Origin of the sequence: Bacillus sp. FSL K6-3154 (assembly GCF_040869395.1) — a bacterium.
Taxonomy (GTDB): domain Bacteria; phylum Bacillota; class Bacilli; order Bacillales; family Bacillaceae; genus Bacillus; species Bacillus safensis.
The window spans coordinates 2,120,191-2,137,675 of sequence record NZ_CP152033.1 but is presented as its reverse complement, the minus strand read 5'-3'; the positions used below and the strand labels follow the sequence as shown (position 1 = coordinate 2,137,675).

At 41.2% G+C, this 17,485-nt stretch carries 12 protein-coding genes; 9 read left to right on the top strand and 3 right to left on the bottom strand.

The genetic code is table 11. The features are described from left to right. Positions 1-145: 145 nt before the first annotated feature. The 3 genes from MHH61_RS10945 (at position 146) to MHH61_RS10935 (ending at position 2,248) form a co-directional block, all read left to right on the top strand. Positions 146-790 carry a YitT family protein gene (locus tag MHH61_RS10945; RefSeq protein ID WP_024427289.1) on the top strand — a complete coding sequence of 215 codons (645 nt, stop codon included), beginning with the start codon at positions 146-148 and terminating at the stop codon, positions 788-790. An 82-nt stretch (positions 791-872) separates the two neighbouring features. Further along, complete coding sequence (locus MHH61_RS10940) at positions 873-1,463, top strand: hypothetical protein (RefSeq protein ID WP_024427288.1); 591 nt, start codon at positions 873-875, stop codon at positions 1,461-1,463. A 92-nt stretch (positions 1,464-1,555) separates the two neighbouring features. Further along, entirely contained in the window at positions 1,556-2,248 is a 693-nt protein-coding gene (locus tag MHH61_RS10935; RefSeq protein ID WP_024427287.1) for a 4'-phosphopantetheinyl transferase superfamily protein, read from the top strand. Here the strand turns inward: MHH61_RS10935 and MHH61_RS10930 are convergent. Continuing rightward, positions 2,245-3,582: a PLP-dependent aminotransferase family protein gene (locus MHH61_RS10930; protein ID WP_125587094.1), complete on the bottom strand. Its 1,338-nt coding sequence runs from the start codon at positions 3,580-3,582 to the stop codon at positions 2,245-2,247. The two genes, MHH61_RS10935 and MHH61_RS10930, sit on opposite strands and share 4 nt — an antisense overlap. Before the next feature lie 130 nt (positions 3,583-3,712). Here MHH61_RS10930 and MHH61_RS10925 point away from each other — a divergent pair, with 130 nt between their 5' ends. The 6 genes from MHH61_RS10925 to MHH61_RS10900 all read left to right on the top strand — a co-directional run bounded on the left by MHH61_RS10925 (position 3,713) and on the right by MHH61_RS10900 (position 8,510). Then, on the top strand, positions 3,713-4,627 hold the full coding sequence (locus tag MHH61_RS10925) for a DMT family transporter (RefSeq protein WP_125587095.1): 915 nt from the start codon (positions 3,713-3,715) through the stop codon (positions 4,625-4,627). Positions 4,628-4,973: 346 nt separating this feature from the next. Next, positions 4,974-5,273 (top strand): hypothetical protein, encoded by a 300-nt coding sequence (locus MHH61_RS10920; protein ID WP_024427284.1) that lies wholly within the window; start codon positions 4,974-4,976, stop codon positions 5,271-5,273. A 64-nt stretch (positions 5,274-5,337) separates the two neighbouring features. Continuing rightward, positions 5,338-6,762: a hypothetical protein gene (locus tag MHH61_RS10915; protein WP_024427283.1), complete on the top strand. Its 1,425-nt coding sequence runs from the start codon at positions 5,338-5,340 to the stop codon at positions 6,760-6,762. Between the two features lie 8 nt (positions 6,763-6,770). Next, positions 6,771-7,460: an ABC transporter ATP-binding protein gene (locus MHH61_RS10910; protein WP_024427282.1), complete on the top strand. Its 690-nt coding sequence runs from the start codon at positions 6,771-6,773 to the stop codon at positions 7,458-7,460. Next, the gene (locus MHH61_RS10905) at positions 7,417-7,950 is read left to right on the top strand and encodes a stage II sporulation protein M (RefSeq protein ID WP_125587096.1); all 534 of its coding nucleotides are present in this window, start codon (positions 7,417-7,419) and stop codon (positions 7,948-7,950) included. Before MHH61_RS10910 ends, MHH61_RS10905 begins: the two co-directional genes overlap by 44 nt. A gap of 20 nt (positions 7,951-7,970) precedes the next feature. Continuing rightward, positions 7,971-8,510: a hypothetical protein gene (locus MHH61_RS10900; RefSeq protein ID WP_125587097.1), complete on the top strand. Its 540-nt coding sequence runs from the start codon at positions 7,971-7,973 to the stop codon at positions 8,508-8,510. 30 nt (positions 8,511-8,540) lie between these two features. Here the strand turns inward: MHH61_RS10900 and MHH61_RS10895 are convergent, their stop codons facing one another. Together MHH61_RS10895 and MHH61_RS10890 are read right to left on the bottom strand one after the other, a co-directional pair. After that, entirely contained in the window at positions 8,541-9,281 is a 741-nt protein-coding gene (locus tag MHH61_RS10895; protein WP_125587098.1) for a thioesterase II family protein, read from the bottom strand. A 6-nt stretch (positions 9,282-9,287) separates the two neighbouring features. Beyond that, positions 9,288-17,483: a non-ribosomal peptide synthetase gene (locus MHH61_RS10890; protein ID WP_125587099.1), complete on the bottom strand. Its 8,196-nt coding sequence runs from the start codon at positions 17,481-17,483 to the stop codon at positions 9,288-9,290. Positions 17,484-17,485: the final 2 nt, after the last annotated feature.

Genomic DNA, 17,485 nt, shown 5'->3' with positions numbered 1-17,485 from the left:
CATACTGCTTGTTTTGCCGTTTTGACCTTTACAATTCGAAAAAATTATTTTTTAAGTAAGCGATTACAATTAGACTAAGCCATTTAAAGGGGTGTGAGAGTATGTTACGATGGAACTCGAGTGTTTAAGAAAGAAGGGAATGCTTTTGAAGCGGGAACATCTTTTACGTTGGTTTTTTTATTTTGTTGGATTGATCGTACTAGCTTTTGGACTATCGCTGACAGTGAAAGGGAAGATCCTTGGGATTGGTCCTTGGGACGCTTTCCACTACGGACTGTTTCAGCATTTTGGACTCACAATTGGACAATGGTCCATTATTATTGGTGCACTTATTGTGACACTGACTTCTATTTTTACGAAATCATTTCCAAAGATCGGCGCTTTACTGAATATGGTGCTGATTGGCGTGTTTATTGATTTCTTTAATGCGATATTACCTGCGCCGCACGGATATTTACCGGCCTTATATGTATTTATTACAGGTGTTGTTGTTTCTGGATATGGCGTTGGCATTTATGTTTCAGCTAATCTTGGCGCTGGGCCACGGGACTCATTAATGCTGCTCATCTCAGCGAAAACGGGACTGAACGTACAGTGGGTTCGAAATGGCATTGAGTTAACAGTGCTTTTGTTTGCATGGATGCTCGGTGGACCGATTGGCATTGGAACGATTTTGACTGCGATCTTCACAGGTCTTGTCCTTCGTTTCTCCTTGCCTCAATCAACACGGCTTCTGGAGCTGCTCATTACAAAAACAGCCGAGAAACCTGTTCAAACCCTGACTAGATGAGAACAAGCCATTCTATAATTAGAATGGCTTTTCTTGTGCTAAAATAAATAAACAGAATATTCACACACAGGAGATGAGACCTATGCAGCTTTTCCACTATCATTACTGGACACCATTTGTTGAAGAGACAGAGCAAGCATATCGTTCGCTAGGCTTTGAGGTAAAAGGTCGTTTCACAAAAAGTGGCTCCTTTCATCCCCCGCTCACTTGGGAAGATTTTAGAGAAGAGCAGCCGACCTTTCGGATCATCGAAATGAGAAAAGGTCAGATCAATATCACTTTTGGCTATAGCAAAAAAGTCCTTTTTGATCACATCGGCTTTCTTGTCTCAGACGAAGAATATGCTCAGCTGCTTGCACAAGCTAAAGAACTAAACTGGCCAATCCAAGCTGGGGAACGGAGAACGTTTCTTTCGACACCTCTTCGTTTAAGGCTTGAGTTACAGCGGCGTACAGATGTCATTGAAACGGGAACCGATGCGCTGCACGCTATGACAATTGCTGTTCCTGATTTGTCACAGACACCTAAAGTGGATCAGCTGCTATCACCTTTGCATCAGCCCATTCACTGGCAAAAAGGTGAACAGCTTTCCCTGCTTAACGTGATTATGACAGATGATGATGGAGTTGATACAACTGATCCGAATGGTGTTCACATCGTGAAACAGACGTAAAACAGCGAGGCTCGCTGCCTCTTTACGTTAATGGACCCTTTTAAGCGGCACTCTTCAATGGTACAATCAATGTAAAAAATTAGAGGTTCGTTATGAAGATATTTGCTATCAAATTACAACACTTAGATGAAATTGATGCACAACAACAAATAGAGCGGCTGAAACCCTTTGTGTCATCTGAAAAGCGTGCTGCGGCTGAACGCTTTCGTTTTTTGATCGATGCAAGAAGAACCTTGTTAGGTGAGGTGCTGGTTCGTCAAACGATCCATGATATGTACGATCTGCCTATGGATCGGATCGTTTTTGAAACTGAGGGCAATGGCAAGCCTGTTGTCCGGCAGCTTCCTTCTTTTCATTTTAATCTTTCTCATTCTGGCGATTGGGTCGTTTGCGCAGTAGATGATGCACCTGTTGGCATTGATATTGAGGAAATCAAACCTATTGATCTGGCGATTGCCAAACGATTTTTTTCAGCGGATGAGTATCAGGATTTACTCTCACAGCCGGCAGAACGGCAGGAAGCGTATTTCTTTCATCTATGGTCAATGAAGGAGGCCTTTATCAAGCTCACTGGAAAAGGCTTATCCTATGGGCTTTCGTCCTTTACAGCCCGTCTGTCAGAGGATGGACAGGCTGCGTTGACATTACCTGATCATGAAACACCTTGCTTTGTTCAAACTTATTCACTTGACCCTGCCTACCAAATGGCGGTATGCACACGAAAGTCTGCTGCGGCTGAAAGCGTAGAGAAAATCACTTGCAGTGATGTGCTGTCCCGTCTTTAATAACGCGTGCTTTGCTGAAATACCGTCTTTAATAGATCGACTCCACGTGTGATCTGCTCTTCTTTCACCTGCCAGATGTTCAGCTGAAGAATGGGGTCCTTTTGATAGGCCTGTAGGTAATGGCGGTCAATTGGCTGAATGGAAACAGATGCCTTTTTCAGCTGCTGAATGAGCTGGTTCATGGGAATCGACCGGTCGACACGTACATGTGTATGGGTAGCTGGTTCCCATTCTCCCAGCTGATAAGCGCTTTGATCATTTTTTAAACTTGCCACGAGCTGCTTGGAGCGGTTTCGATAGCTCGCCCGCATCCTGTCTCTATGCCGCTCAAACATCCCGCTTTTTAAATAGATTTCTAAGGCTGCCTGGGACAGCATGGAGCTGTCGATATCAATCAGCCGTTTGTGTTCGCTAAAAGGTGTAATCAGTTCTTCAGGTAAGACGACAGCTCCTGTTCGCAGTCCCGGAAAAATGATTTTAGAAAAGCTTTTCAAATAAATAACCTTTCCTGCCTGATCGTATGAATAGATCGGGTCTCTTTTTGTGTCGAATTCTAAATCTGCCAGATAATCATCCTCAACAATGTAGACATCATATTTCTCAGCAAGGGCTGCAATCGCTCTTTTTTCTTGCTTTGATAAACTCGTTCCAAGCGGGTTTTGAAATCTTGGCATCGTATAGAAAAAACGAATCTCCTCTTCTCGAAAGATACGTTCTAATTCGATCAGATCGATCCCTTTTTCCGTCCGTTGAATTCCGCGCACAGGCAATTGGTTTTTCTCTAAATATTGGAGATATAAGTGATACCCCGGCTGTTCGACTAGTATGGTTTGTTTTCCATTCGGAAAAGGGATGGTGCTTAAAATGGATAACGCGAGCTGAATACCAGAGGTCATGACGATCTGTTCTGGATGAGCAAACACTTGATAATCCATTAATCGCTTTGAAATGACTGGCAGCAGTGATGGTAAGCCGCTGGATGTGCCGTAAATAAATAAGTCATTTTGATATAAATCGATCGCTTGGTTGATGCAGTGCTGGAAATCGACATATGGAAACACAACGGGATCAGGCGCAGATGAAGCAAAATCAATCCATGTGCCGTCCTGCTTAGCTGCTGATTGCTTCGTTTTCACGACATAATAGCCGCTCCTTTCTACAGAATACAGCAGATGTTCACGCTCCAATGTGTCCAGCGCTTTGATGACAGTGCTTTTACTCACTGCATATTGAGCCGCTAAGTGGCGAATGGAGGGAATTTTCATTCCAGCGCTGTACTTACCTGAATCCATTTTTTCTTTTAAACTCGAGACAAGCTGATCATATTTCCTCACGCCTTTTCCTCCTTGTACCGGTACAGATATCATGTTCTCTTATTGTACACGTTAGATGATCCGATTACGATAGAAGAACAGAACCGGTCAATTCATTTGAAGCATGCATGCTCATGTAAGGAGTCACGTTATGAATATGTCAAAACAAAAAGCGTATGCTGCCGCGATCGCATACGCCTCTATCATTGGTTTTTCCTTTTTGTTTGTCAAAATAGCATTAGAATCAGCAAATCCAATCGATTTATTGGCACACCGCTTTACTGTTTCTTTTGCAGCCGCTCTATTGCTGTATCCGTTTCTACGAAAAAAGTATCGCATATCCATTCAATGGCGTGATCTCATTTACATCGTACCGTTTTCCTTGCTTTACCCTGTTTTGTTCTTTGCTTTTCAAGTGTGGGGATTGATGTATACATCTTCTTCAGAAGCTGGCATCATTCAAGCGACGATTCCCTTTTTGACGATGCTGCTGGCAGCCTGGTTTTTAAAGGAACGTGCGACATGGATACAAGTGCTGTTTACCTTTCTTTCTGTGTGCGGGGTGATGCTTCTCTTTGTCATGAAGGGAATCGATGTCAAGCATTCTCACTTCATCGGCTATGTGCTGATTTTACTTTCAGCCTTGTCATCCAGTGCATATAGTGTGTTTGCCAGAGTGATTACAAAACGATTCCATGTGATCGAACTCACCTTTGTGATGACCTTCTTTGGCTTTGTCTTTTTCAATGCCGCCGCGCTTATCCGGCATTCGATCAATGGAACATTGCCTCAGTTTTTTAGTCCATTTACAGAAGCATCCTTTGTATGGTCGATGCTCTTTTTAGGTATTCTTTCATCTCTTCTTACCGCATATTTATCAAACTATGCACTCTCACAGCTAGAAGCGGCAAAGGTCAGCATCTTTAACAATTTATCCGCGTTTATCACGGTCGCCGCCGGAGTTCTCATTTTACACGAAACGATTGATTGGTATCATCTCCTCGGAGGGGTGCTGGTCATTGGCGGGGTGATTGGCGGGAATGTGGTGAAGAAACAGCATTCATAAGAAAAAGCGGCCTCTTTAAAAAGAGCCGCTTTTCTTATGTCCTATTAATTGTTGATAGTCTTGTATAAGCTTCTTTTTTCGTCCAAATTAAATATCATATTTAATAAAATAAGTGATTTCACCTTGTATTTCATAGCTAGTTACTGAAGTAATGTCATTATCAATATAAAAAATAGATTTATGGGCTATTAATTCTCGAGTAATTTTACTACCTTTTCTCATATTCCATCAAACTACTACTAAATCTTTCGTTACAGAGAAATAAAATACAGTATAAAAAACCCATTTATTAAATATCCTTTTTTTGTATAATATGGGCATATAAGCAAGGGAGGAGGTGTTAATTATGGAATTGAGTTTAAAAAATAGATTTTTTGCAATTGTAGGCTTGAGTCTTATTTTCACTCTAACTTTGACAACTATGATTTTATTGACTCTTGAACCAGTTACACCTTTTGCAAATCTAGTAGCAAACTATCCTCAAATACCTGGCTGGGCTATAACTTCTGTTAGTGCAATTCTAAATGCTGCAGGTACAGTGGGTGCTGTTGCTGCTGTCTTAGGTACTTTTGGACTTGGTGCTATTGCTTCTCTGGTCATTAGTTATGCTAGAAAATACGGAGTGAAATACGCTATTTCTTTCTAAAAAAGATTTAATAGAGAAGGTGTAACAGCCTTCTCTATACACCTTTAAAATGGAAGTGTTGTAAATGCATAAATATTTAACATATACAAAAATCTTGTTAATCAATGATTTAAGAAGACATCATCGAAAAAATGCTCTCATTTTTGTATTTTTTTCTTTTTTATACATAATAACACCACTATTACTAGGTATATTAACTCCTTTTTTCGTTAAGGATTTATCAATAATTTATTTATCGCTGTTTATATTTATGTTTACAGTTAATATTGATAAGAGTTTGATGAGAATACTTTTCTCCTCTGATAAAAAACAGATGGCTATTTTAAAAGTTCATCTTGATCAATACATTTTCGGCAAAGATATGAGTAAGTTTTTCAGCACTATTGTGGGTGTATTATTCTTCATATTAGGGTCCTACTTAGCAAACTTAATTATAAATGGGTATGAGGGAGCTTTTACAATAGCAGCTCTCGCCGCCACTTCTTTTATTTTAGGTTACTTACTTAGATTACACGTCTTGTTGCTACTTTCTAATCCAAAGTTTTTCTCAATTTCATCGAGCATTGGTTATATAACTACAGGCCTCATTGCTCTATGGGTATTCACTGTATTTAGATTCAATTTATTAACAAATTCTTTATCTAGTTATTCAATATATTTTATTTTAACCTTCACATTCATTAGTTTATTGTTATTGATGAATTGGAAGAAAAATGTTCGTAATGTACCAATTTTTAATTCCCAAAAAGAATTAAAAGAAAAACGAAAAAGAACATCTAGAGAGTTTAATCATATTTTGTTTTATGAAATTACGCTTCTCATGAGAAATCCCCCTATTCAATGGTCAGTATTATTATTCATATTAACCTTATCTGGGGGGTTATTTGGTCTAATTCTTTATGGTGTTAATACAAATCAGCTTGAAACATTGAATATAGAAAATGATTTTTTGTTTATTTTTAGTGTGATTTTTCCAATGATTATTATATCGAATGCAATACAACCATATGTCTCTTTTGATATTGATGGACCCATTCTTCCTTTAAAACAGAATCTACCTAACTTAGTGAAAAATAAAATTAAAAATAAGATAATTTTATCTATTATACTACACTTGTTTTTTTGTATTTTATATATCATTTTTTCAAGCTTTGTATTAAAACTAGATCAGCCTTTTTACGTGATGATTACTTTAATAAACACTTGCATTCTCGTCGGTATTTGTACTGTCGGTTCTACTGTTGTATTTCCTTATTTTAATTGGGAATTTGTTTATCAAGTTCCAAGTTCTCTTAGTAAATTGACTTTAAATATTTGTTATGGTTTCATTCTAGCTTTATCAGTGATTTCCTCATACAGCACAGTATATTTCATTTTAACAAATTCTGTTATGGCTGCTTGTTCATTCATCATTTTATTTTTAATGATTAAATTTTGGGATAGAACAATCAACAAAAACTACAAATCATTTAAAACATTATTTGAGTGAGGGATTGTATGTTATCAATTCAAGGTCTAATTAAAGAGTACAAAGAGTCTAACTTTAAAGTTATGATCCCTGAGATGCATTTCCAAGAGGGTAGAATTATCGGACTATTAGGTAAAAATGGTGCTGGAAAAACGACTATTTTAGAAATGGTAGCTGGATTGATAAATCCTGATGAAGGTCAAATATTAATAAATCATAGTAAGCAAAATTTTTCTTCTGTCGGATATATGGAAGACGATCCAACTCTATTTGAAAACTTAACCTGTTTTGAACTTGTAAAATATCAATCTATGCTTGTAGAACAACCTTTAGAAAATGAACAAATCAAGGATTTATTGAGCAAATATGGATTAGAAGAACAAATTCACCGCCGTTCCTCTGCTCTTTCAAGAGGTATGAGACAAAGAATGTCTTTTATATTAACAATATTACATCATCCAAACATTATTTTATTAGATGAGCCATTTACAGGTCTTGATCCTACTAACATGGCTGACATGAAAAAACATTTAAGAAATTTCAGAGATGCCAACAAAATCATTTTGCTCTCCACACATATCATTCAATTTGCTGCAGACTTATGTGATGAAATCCTTTTTATTGATAATGGTAGTATTATTCACTCAGAAAAAAAATCTTCAGGAGTGACTTTTCATGAAGATCAGCTCGAAAAGAAGTTTTTTGAAAAATTATCTTAAAAATTTTTCAGTTTTTATCATATTATTTTTAGGAGGTTTTAGTTTAAGTATTTTTGCTTCAACATTTATAGATAGTATAGATTTTAAAAACAACATTGAGATTCATAGCTATCTAGACATTTTTTTTAATAATCTTTTTGTGTCACTCCTAATATTAATATCTGGAATAGTTAGTTTAGGTTTGTTATCTAGCATGATTATTTTTCTAAATGGTTTTTTCTTAGGTGCATTTTTTATATCGTATACCTATATATATGGATTTGATATAGCATTATACTATATTATTTTCCACGCTCCGATGGAGATTGTCGGTTTGTTCCTTTTTTATTTTGTCTCTTTTGATATATCAAGACAGATTATAGGATATATCATATCTAAAAACAAAATTTCATTTAAAACAAAAGGGAAAATCTATGCTAGTCAGCTTATAACCGGTGTTTTCTTATTATTTATTGCTTCGATGGTTGAATTTTATTTTATAAAAATTTGATATTGTTAAAGGGTGCTATTATGAAAAAACACATTTTATTAGTATGTATGCTTTCTGGTATAATAGCTTTCATCCTTTCTATATTAAAAATGGATGAAATAAATAAAAATCTACTAGAACTACAACTTGATGGGAATCAAGATGTAATTGAAGTTAGTAAGTGGATAGGTATTTCACTTGCTGTGATTGGAGAAATATTCAAGCCAATGATTGAAGTTTTATTTTTTTCATTAGTCATTTTTTTAAGTTTTATTATTTTTGGAATAAAAGATTCCTATAAAAATATTTTTAAAAAAGGGATATTAGCTTACTATTACATTTTACTAGGCAACTTGATTGTTATTATTTTATACCTATTTAAGGTATCTAATGCTGAACGCACGATTACACTTCCATTTTTATGGAACATCAACATTTTCGTTATAGTCGCATTTAGTGTGTGGTGCTATTCTTACTTAAAAGATCAAGAAAATAGAAGTTATAAATTTTACCTCCCATTCGTTTTATTATTCTTATTTTCATTAGCTATATCAGCGTTTTCAAGTATTATTCCTCAGTAAAAAACGACCCTATTGATGGGTCGTTTTTTCTTAATTCTTGATCAATTGCTGCTTGGCTGTTAGCTCAATCACCTGTCTCATCTGCTCTGCAAATGGCTTGAGGTGTGTGTTGATGTACATGTGGCCTCCATCGAAAATGGTGCGTTCGATGGTTTTTGCCCATTTTAACCAGCCGCTTGCATCCTGCATGCATTTCTCATCTTGCCTTCCATTGAATAAATAAACAGGTGTGTCGATAATCGATTGATCTGTGTGCTGGAAGGTTTCTAGTGCCTTGTAGTCTGCACGCAATGATGGCGTAAAGTAATCCATCATTGGTTTGTTCTCTAGTAATTCCTTTGGAATCCCGCCCATTTCGGCAATATGCTGTACAAATGCTTCGTTGGATAAATGCGTCAGCATCTGCCGTTTTGTTTGCGGAGGCTGAATGGCTGAGATCACCACTGCTGCAGGATAAATTCCTTCCTTTTCTAGCAGCTGGGTTAGTCTGTATACCACAAGCCCTCCCATTGAATGTCCAAACAGAATAAATGGGCGGTTCAATTTGTCCGTAAGTCCTTCTTTATACAGCTCTGCCAGCCGGTCAATGCTTGATTCAAGCGGCATGAGATTGGTACCGTGCCCTGGGGGCTCTGCTGCTGTGACTTCGGCCACGTCTTTTAGCTGTTCAAAGAGTGGACGGTATGAGGCGGAATATCCGCCGGCAAAAGGAAAACAAATAAGCTGAATGAGATCTGATTTTTTTTCAAAGGTTTTCAATAACTGATTCATACGTCTTTACCCCTTTATAATCGTTTGAAGAATCCGTGCCAGTTCATCTGCCTGCGGTCTTTTCATCATGGTGACATGATCGCCTTTGATGTGGTAATACGAGCACGACTCTTTCGTATAAGCCTCCCAATCTGCGAACTTCTTCTGGAAATCGCTTGCGTGATCACTGCTTTGAACAATATAAAATGGCACAGGGAATGGTTCTTTTTCTAATTCAATGGCTTGTGACATGATCGTATTATGCGTTTGCATTTGCAAATATTTATCTAAATATTGATCATTCATGAATTGATGAACAACTTCATCCTTTTCTGCCTCTTTGAGTATTTTCTGCTTCACTTCTTGGAAGCTCAATCCTTGTAAAGCTTCTGGCTGAATGCCGACCAGGTTCCCCATCCCAAGGACAAGTGCGAGCATTTTTACTTCTTCTTCGTTCATATCGGCATGAAGTGCCTGATCTGCCTCATCTCTTAGCACTGGCACCGTATCTAAAATGATGAGTCCTTTCGGTGCTTTTCCTGCATGGCAGAGCCGCTGATTCATTCCGTAGGCAAGATGCCCGCCCATTGAATGCCCTGCGAGATAGTCAATCCCCGGACGGTAGAACGTCTCAATAGCTTCAATAAAAAGGGTTACAAGCTCCGTGTAATGGAGGAATTGCGGCTCTTCATCCTCATATAGGCCAGGAGACTGCAAGGCGTACACAGCCCCTTGATGTGTCATGAGCTTAGCAACATCAATATAGCCCATCACTGTTCCACCAGCAGGCGGCGCAAAGAATATTCTCGGTTCGGCTGGATCGCCTTTTTTCAGCTCGATCACGTAGTCCTTCGGAGACCTTTCAACGTTCTCAGCGGCTTCTGGCACTGCGTCCAAATGGGCGGCTAATTGCGCAGGCGCCGGGTGCATGAAAATCCATTTTGGATCAACACGAACACCTTTTTCTTTTAATTTGGCCACAGCCTGAATACTCATAATGGAATCGCCGCCCAGATCAAAGAAGGAGTCATGCATACCTACTTGCTTCACACCAAGCACTTCTTTGAAAGCTGCGACAATCCGTTCCTCCGTTTCGGTGACCGGTTTGTCGTCATCACGGGAAAGGGAAATTGTTTCTGTTGGCTCTGGCAGTGCTTTTTGATCAACCTTCCCGTTCGTTGTCACCGGCATTTCATCCAGTACGACAAAGTAACTTGGAATCATATAGCCTGGCAGGCTTTCCTGCAAAAAGGCTTTCCAGCCCGGAACAGGATTTTCTCCATCTGTCACAAGGTAGGCCGCCAGCCGTTTTGAGCTGCCATACGTTTTGGCGATGACTGTACATTCTTTGACTTGTGGATGCTTGAGCAGGGCTGTCTCAATTTCTCCGCATTCAATTCGGTAGCCTCTAATTTTCACTAGGTGATCTTTTCGGCCGAGATATTCAATGGTGCCATCTGATCGCCATGTACCAAGGTCGCCTGAACGATACAGCTTGTCTCCCTTTAGTTCAGGAAAAGGATTGTCAATAAACCGCTCCTTTGTCTGCTCTGGATCATGAAGGTAGCCTTTCGCAAGGCCAGTTCCGCCGATATAAATTTCTCCTTTGACGCCTGCTGGTACTGGATTGAGCGCATCGTCCAGTATGACGACAGTTGAATTCGACACTGGCACACCAATTGGAACTGATTTTGCGCCTGCTGGCACATGTGTGACTTGATGTGTTGTGGCTAATGTCGTGTTTTCTGTTGGACCGTAAGCATTGACGAGCGCACCTTCCATATGCGGCAGTGCCTTTCGTGCATGCTCACTAGACATGGCTTCCCCGCCAACGAGTAATGTGCGGTAGCCTGCCACACTTTTCGGATCGTGCTCTACCAGTCGATTAAATAAAGCGGTTGGCAGACAGTTGGCTGTCACTTGATACGTTTTGATGAATTGCGTTAATTCTTCCATATTCAGTGCTGCATATTTTGGGAGTAAAATCAGCTGACCGCCATTCAGCAGCATCCCCCATAATTCAAATGTAAAAGCATCAAAAGCATAGTTTGAGAGCTGAAGCATTTTGTCATCTGGACCGAGCTTGATATAGTTTGTTTCTCTAACTAAGCGGACAACTCCTGCATGAGGAAGCATCACGCCTTTTGGTGTACCTGTTGAGCCTGATGTGTAATTGACATAGGCGATCTGGTCTTCACCTATAATCGATGATTCTCTTTGATAACCTGCATTTGTTTCTGGTATTGGCTTGTCCATGATAATCCTTGTACCTGTAAAGCCTACTAGACGATCTGCAAGATGAGACTGGGTGATGATCACTTCGCTTTGCGTATCACGAACGATGAGACGGATGCGTGCATCAGGATATTCAGGTGACATTGGAACATATGCAGCACCAGATTTGATGATTCCTAGTACCGACACAATCATGTCAAAGGAGCGATCAAATAGCATCGGTACAAGGGAGCCTGGTCCAATTCCTTTTGACTGCAAGTACGCAGCAAGCTTTGTCGCCTTCTTATCCAAAGCTTCATACGTCATATGCTCATCCATATAGGACAAGGCAATACGATGCGGATCACGCTGCACCTGTTCTTCAAACAATTCTTGAAGCGTTCGCTTTGGATATGGCGTTTCCGTTTGATTTTTGCCTAGAATCATGGCCGCCTGTTCCGCTTTGTCCATTAAGCAATAATCCGCAAATGTACGCTCAGGCTGTGCCGTCATGCCATCTAGCACATGGAGATAATAGTTCATATAACGATGAATGGTCTCTTGATCAAATAAATCCGTATTGTATTCCACCTGAATCGACAGCTGCTCTTCCTGTTCAAATACATGCAGGGTGAGATCAAATTTAGATACTGTATGATGGACCATCACATGTTCACTTGTCAGCCCTTTAAGGTTTACATCGAGCGAATCGGTGACATACCCCATGGCCGCCTGAAAAATAGGGGACCGGCTTAAATCTCTATCTAACGAAAGGTCATCGACAAGCTTGTCAAATGGATAATGCTGATGCTCAAACGCTTTTAATGTCATCTCTTTCACGTTTTCCAAAAGATCGGCAAACGTCTCTGCTGTTGAGACGTCCTGTCTCAGCGCAAGTGTATTCACAAACATCCCAACGAGCTGCTCTGATTGCTTGGCATCCCGGCCCGCGATAGGCGATCCAATGATGATATCTGTCTGTCCGGACAGCTTGTGAAGCAGGACGTAGTACGCGGACAGCATCGTCATGAACAATGTCGTGCCCTGCTTCTTGGACAAAGCCTGCAAGCGGCGGATAAGCGGTTCATCCAGTACGATTTGCTCTGTAGCACCGTTAAATGTTTGAACCGGCGGACGAGGACGGTCAAACGGCAGCTCCAGCACTGGAAGTTCACCTTGTAACGTATTGAGCCAATAGGCTTGGTCTTCTTGATGATGCTTTAATTGTTCATTTTCCCAATGTACATAGTCTGTCCATTCGATTTCTAAGGCTGGGAGCTGCGGCGTTTCATCTGCAAGCAGCGCGTCATATGCCACTTCTAATTCCTGAATGAGCAGGCTGAGTGACCATGCATCTGAAATGATGTGGTGCTGCGCGCAAAGGAGATAATACTCCTCCTTGCCCATATCTACTATCGTCCACTGCGCAAGAGGTCCTCTTTCTAAATCATAAACGCGGTCTGCCTCTTGCTGAATGAGCTGCTTGAGTCTTCTCGCTCTTGTTTTTTCATTAAATAACGAGAAATTTGCCACAGTCACAGATGGCGGAAGGTCTTCGCGAATAAGTTGAACCGGCTTGCCGCCAAGTGATTTAAATACTGCCCGAAGTGCTTCATGCCGCTTTGTTAAAAGGCCAATCGCTTTTGTTAATGCTTGAACGTGTAATGGTCCTGTCAGCTTCCAAGCACCTAATATATTGTAATGATGGCTCTTTTCTAATGTGGATAAGAACCAAATACGCTTCTGGGCATGTGACAGTTCATAGCTTGTTTGCTTTTCAAGCTTTGGAATTTTAGCTTCCTGAACGGCTGGCGCCCCTTTGATGTCATCAACCATTTGCGCCAGATGTGCCAGATGCTTACTTTCAAATAATATTTTTAAAGGCGCCTTCATTGAAAATTCATGATTGATCCGGGAAATGGTTTGAGTCGCTTTTAGTGAATGCCCGCCAAGGTCGAAGAATTGATCCTCTTTGTACACGCGATCTACATCTAAAATGTCCTCCCATATGGCGGCAAGAAGCTGCTCTGTCTTCGTTTCTGGCAATAGCTTTTCAAGGCTTTGTCCGTTTTTGTCATGATTCAATTTGAGTGCTTCATAATCAATAGAGCCATCTTGCTTTTTCGGTATTTCCTTTACTTGCTGAATGCCCCATTTGCCTTTTGAGACGCTCGTGATCTCTTCAACATGCACTTCTTTGCCAGGCTGAACGGTGTAAAAAAGCTTTTTCTCAAAGACCGGTATTGGAGCTGGCTGAAGATACCCGGCGATGTCTGGATTTGCTTCGTCCAGACCGATAAATAGATGCGCTTCATTGAGCCGGACACCTAAACATAATGAATGGAGACCTTGCTTCTTTCCAATCAATTGAAATCCCTTGCGAACGGTGAGAGCTGCTCCGGTATGCCCCTTAGACAAACCGAGATTATCCCACATACTGAAGTTCAAAGAGATTGCTCGTCTTCCTTCTTGAAAGCTGAGAGCGTGCGCGAGTCCATCTAAAAAGCTGTTGGCCGCAGAGTATGCCCCAAATGTTGTGCCGCCAAAAAAGCCATTGACCGATCCAAAAAAGACAAGCGGTACTGTCGGATCATACTTAAAGGCTTCCTGCAGGACCCATGCTCCGTCTGCTTTCCCTGACATTTCTTTTGTGAAATCCTCTTCTGACGTATGAGCCAGTGTATACTTGTCCGCCTGCTGAAAATGCTCAGACACATGACCAGCACCGGCCAAATGCAGCACACCCCGGATCGATTGTCCAAAGTGCTTTTCCGCCTCATAAATCGCCTGTTCAACTTCACGTAAATCGGTCACATCCGCTTGGATATAAATGACGTCACCAGCATCTTTTAGCTGTGACAAGGCTTCTTTCTTTTCCGAGCTGTCTTCTAGAGATGTCCGTCCGATCAAGACAAGCTTTAAGCCAAATTGGAGCATTTGCTTAGACAGCTCAAACCCAATCCCGCCAAGTCCTCCAGTCAATAAATAAAGACCTTCATATTCTAAAAATCCTTCTGTTTGAGGCGCTTCGATCATATTGACTTTTTCCAGCTTTGGTACGAACCTGTCCCCATTTCGGTAAGAAACCTCTGCTTTTATATGAATCGCAGACAATTCTTCCGCAATATGCTTGGCATCCTGTTCTACATTCTCCGCTTCAATATCAAGATGAGACACCTCTGCTCCTTCCCATTCTTGCGGAATGGTTTTTAGCAGACCTGCAAGCGGCGTTTTCTCCACATGAAGATCGTCTTCAGGCTTCACAAATTGACCACCTTTTGTCACAACGACAAGACGGATGGGCTCTTTATTTGCTTGTCTCAATGCTTGATACAAGTACAAAATGGATTGATTGGTGCTGGCATGCAGCTCTTTGAACTGCGCAGGATCAACGATGTCTTCTTTGTCTGACACATTCCAAAGATGGAGCATACGCCCGATCTTTAGTTCATCTGCTTCAAGTGCGGCAACGAGCCTGACGTAATCCCCCTTGATTCTCGGATTTATCTGGTACATCCCTTTGGACAGACGCAAAAATTCATGACCTTTTCTCACAGAAATATATGGCTGTTTCTTTTGCTCAAATTGTGTGTAAAGCGATTGATACAGCCCTTTTTCATCCTCGAAAACGAGTACATGATCAGTAAAAGGCTGAGTTGGACCGATATGCTCCTTAGCCCACATGCGTTTGAAAAACCAGTCTGGGAGTGTTTGTTCATTTTCAGAAGCAAGATCCAGTGCTTGTTCAATGTCACGGAAGGCTCCATCTTTTAGTGCTGCGCCTAACTGGGCACGCTGGATTTTCCCACTCTCCGTTTTTGGAAATTGGTCTTTTTTCACTGGAATGATGTGATCAGGCTCTATGCCGATTTTTCGAATGATAGCCTCTCTAATCTGTTGAATCATCGCGATTTGTTCCTCTATTGAATCCCTTTGTGAGACAAAAAAGACGGCAAGCGTGTCATTGCTTGATTCGGAATTATAAATGCCATACGCAGCGGCAAAAGTGACTTCGACCCCGTCCACCTCTTCTACAACCGCTTCAATTTCGTAATTCAAATAGTTAGCGCCGTTGATAACAATGATGTCTTTTTCTCGACCTGTCAGAACGAGACGCCCTTCATGAATAAAACCTAAATCCCCTGTGTGAAACCAGCCGTTTTCCGCAAAAACTTCTTGATTGGCTTCTTCATTTTGATAGTAGCCCATCATAATTGTTGGACTCTTCACCTGCAAGCGCCCAACCTGATCTTCTGGCAGCACCTCGTGATGCTCATCTACAATTCGAATCCATACAGACGGAATCGGCGTGCCGACTTCTGTAAACGTCATCTTGTTCGGATGATCGTGCGTCACATATTCGATCTCACTTGTTAACGAGGTCTGATCAATCGTCAGCTGTCCATCCTGTTCACTGTTCCGCATAAATTTCTTTGACTGAACAATGGCAGAGGATGTTTCTGACATGCCGTAAGCAGGTACCATCGCATGACGGCTTAATCCGTGCTGCCCCATAATGTGCATGAAGCGCTGCGTGACTTTCGGAACAATTGCTTCGGCTGCATTCATGATATAAGTCAGAGTGGACAGGTCCCAGTTTCCCTTACGAATGTCGTCTTCATATTCATTCATCATGGAAAAGGCAAAGTTTGGTGCCCATGTCCTTGTGACACCGTATGTTTCTACCCAATCCAGCCACACCATCGGCCGCTCGATAAATTGATCGATGGATGGACTTATCTGCTGGCAGCCAAGGTAGACGTCATGTACATGAAACATGACAATTCCACCAACATGATCAAGCGGCATCCAGTTAAGTGACACATCCTCATGTGTAAAGCCGTTTACCTGCTCAAAGGCCATAATTCTAGATAAAATGCTTTGATGATGATGACGGATACACTTTGGTACACCCGTACTTCCTGAAGACAGCAGCTGCAGCACAGGCTCATTCGGCTCCGGCTCATAATGCTGTTCATCTGGTTCATACGCCAGCAATGCTTCAATTGTTAAGATAGGCACGACCTTTGCTTCAAATGTCTCACGCAGCCCAGCAATGTCCTCAGCACTTGCTTCATTCGTAATAATGAAAGGTTCATTTTGCAGCTGAAACACGCCCTTCAGCTTATTCACACCTTGATTCATTTCATCATAAACAGGCGGCACAGAGACTGGGGTCGGAATGATTCCTCCGAGAATACAGCCCCAGAACACCGTGATAAAATCTTGATGATCTTTCAATTGAAGTAACACTTGATCACCGTTTGACAGTCCTGCTGCCCTTAAGCCGGACAGAATCCGTTCAGCGCTAGTTAGTAATTCAGGATAGGTTTGGGTCAACGTACGCCCGCCTTCTTTCAAATAAGTCACCCCGCGGTCTGGTGACATAAAGGCTGATCGAATCAGCACCTCTGTCAGTGTGACAGGTGTGCCTGGTTTTTTGATCACATCTCCGCCATACACAAGTGCGGGCGGCTTCTCATGGACAGATGATTGTTTTGTTTTGCCCGCTTCACTTTTTGAAATCGGTCCGTTCCCTTGAGTACGCTGTCGATCAGGAAACAGGTCATCTAAGTGATAGGGCGTTTGTTTTTCTGACTGACTTTCAATGAAAGCGGCCGCTTCCGCTACTCCATCTATAGCTTTGGTGCGCTCTTCTATCTTTCTTAATTCATCTTGATCTATGATTTCAATTGAAAGCAGTGCCTCTTTGTCGACTGCTCCACTTTCTGTCTTTGGCAAAGAAGGTAATAAGACGAGAGCGGCTGGCACTTCATGAGGATGAAGCGGACCTTTCTTCAGATCCTCTCTTGTCAACGAAGCGTCCTTCGCCTGTGCAAATAGCACAAGCGATAGACTGCCTTCTTGATTTTTCTTCGGAATGATTGCACATTCCTTTAGCGGAAAATGAAGCATCATGACTTGCTCTAATGCTTTAAGATCTATCCGTTTTCCGTTGATTCTGACGATATGATTTGCTGCATGTCCTTTTCGTCTACTCACTAGCATCG

Excerpts from the sequence above, each read along its gene's own strand:
- MHH61_RS10940 (WP_024427288.1), top strand. The coding sequence starts at position 873 with ATGCAGCTTTTCCACTATCATTACTGGACACCATTTGTTGAAGAGACA.
- MHH61_RS10935 (WP_024427287.1), top strand. The coding sequence starts at position 1,556 with ATGAAGATATTTGCTATCAAATTACAACACTTAGATGAAATTGATGCA.
- MHH61_RS10925 (WP_125587095.1), top strand. The coding sequence starts at position 3,713 with ATGAATATGTCAAAACAAAAAGCGTATGCTGCCGCGATCGCATACGCC.
- MHH61_RS10920 (WP_024427284.1), top strand. The coding sequence starts at position 4,974 with ATGGAATTGAGTTTAAAAAATAGATTTTTTGCAATTGTAGGCTTGAGT.
- MHH61_RS10915 (WP_024427283.1), top strand. The coding sequence starts at position 5,338 with ATGCATAAATATTTAACATATACAAAAATCTTGTTAATCAATGATTTA.
- MHH61_RS10910 (WP_024427282.1), top strand. The coding sequence starts at position 6,771 with ATGTTATCAATTCAAGGTCTAATTAAAGAGTACAAAGAGTCTAACTTT.
- MHH61_RS10905 (WP_125587096.1), top strand. The coding sequence starts at position 7,417 with ATGAAGATCAGCTCGAAAAGAAGTTTTTTGAAAAATTATCTTAAAAAT.
- MHH61_RS10900 (WP_125587097.1), top strand. The coding sequence starts at position 7,971 with ATGAAAAAACACATTTTATTAGTATGTATGCTTTCTGGTATAATAGCT.
- MHH61_RS10895 (WP_125587098.1), bottom strand. The coding sequence starts at position 9,281 with ATGAATCAGTTATTGAAAACCTTTGAAAAAAAATCAGATCTCATTCAG.
- MHH61_RS10890 (WP_125587099.1), bottom strand. The coding sequence starts at position 17,483 with ATGCTAGTGAGTAGACGAAAAGGACATGCAGCAAATCATATCGTCAGA.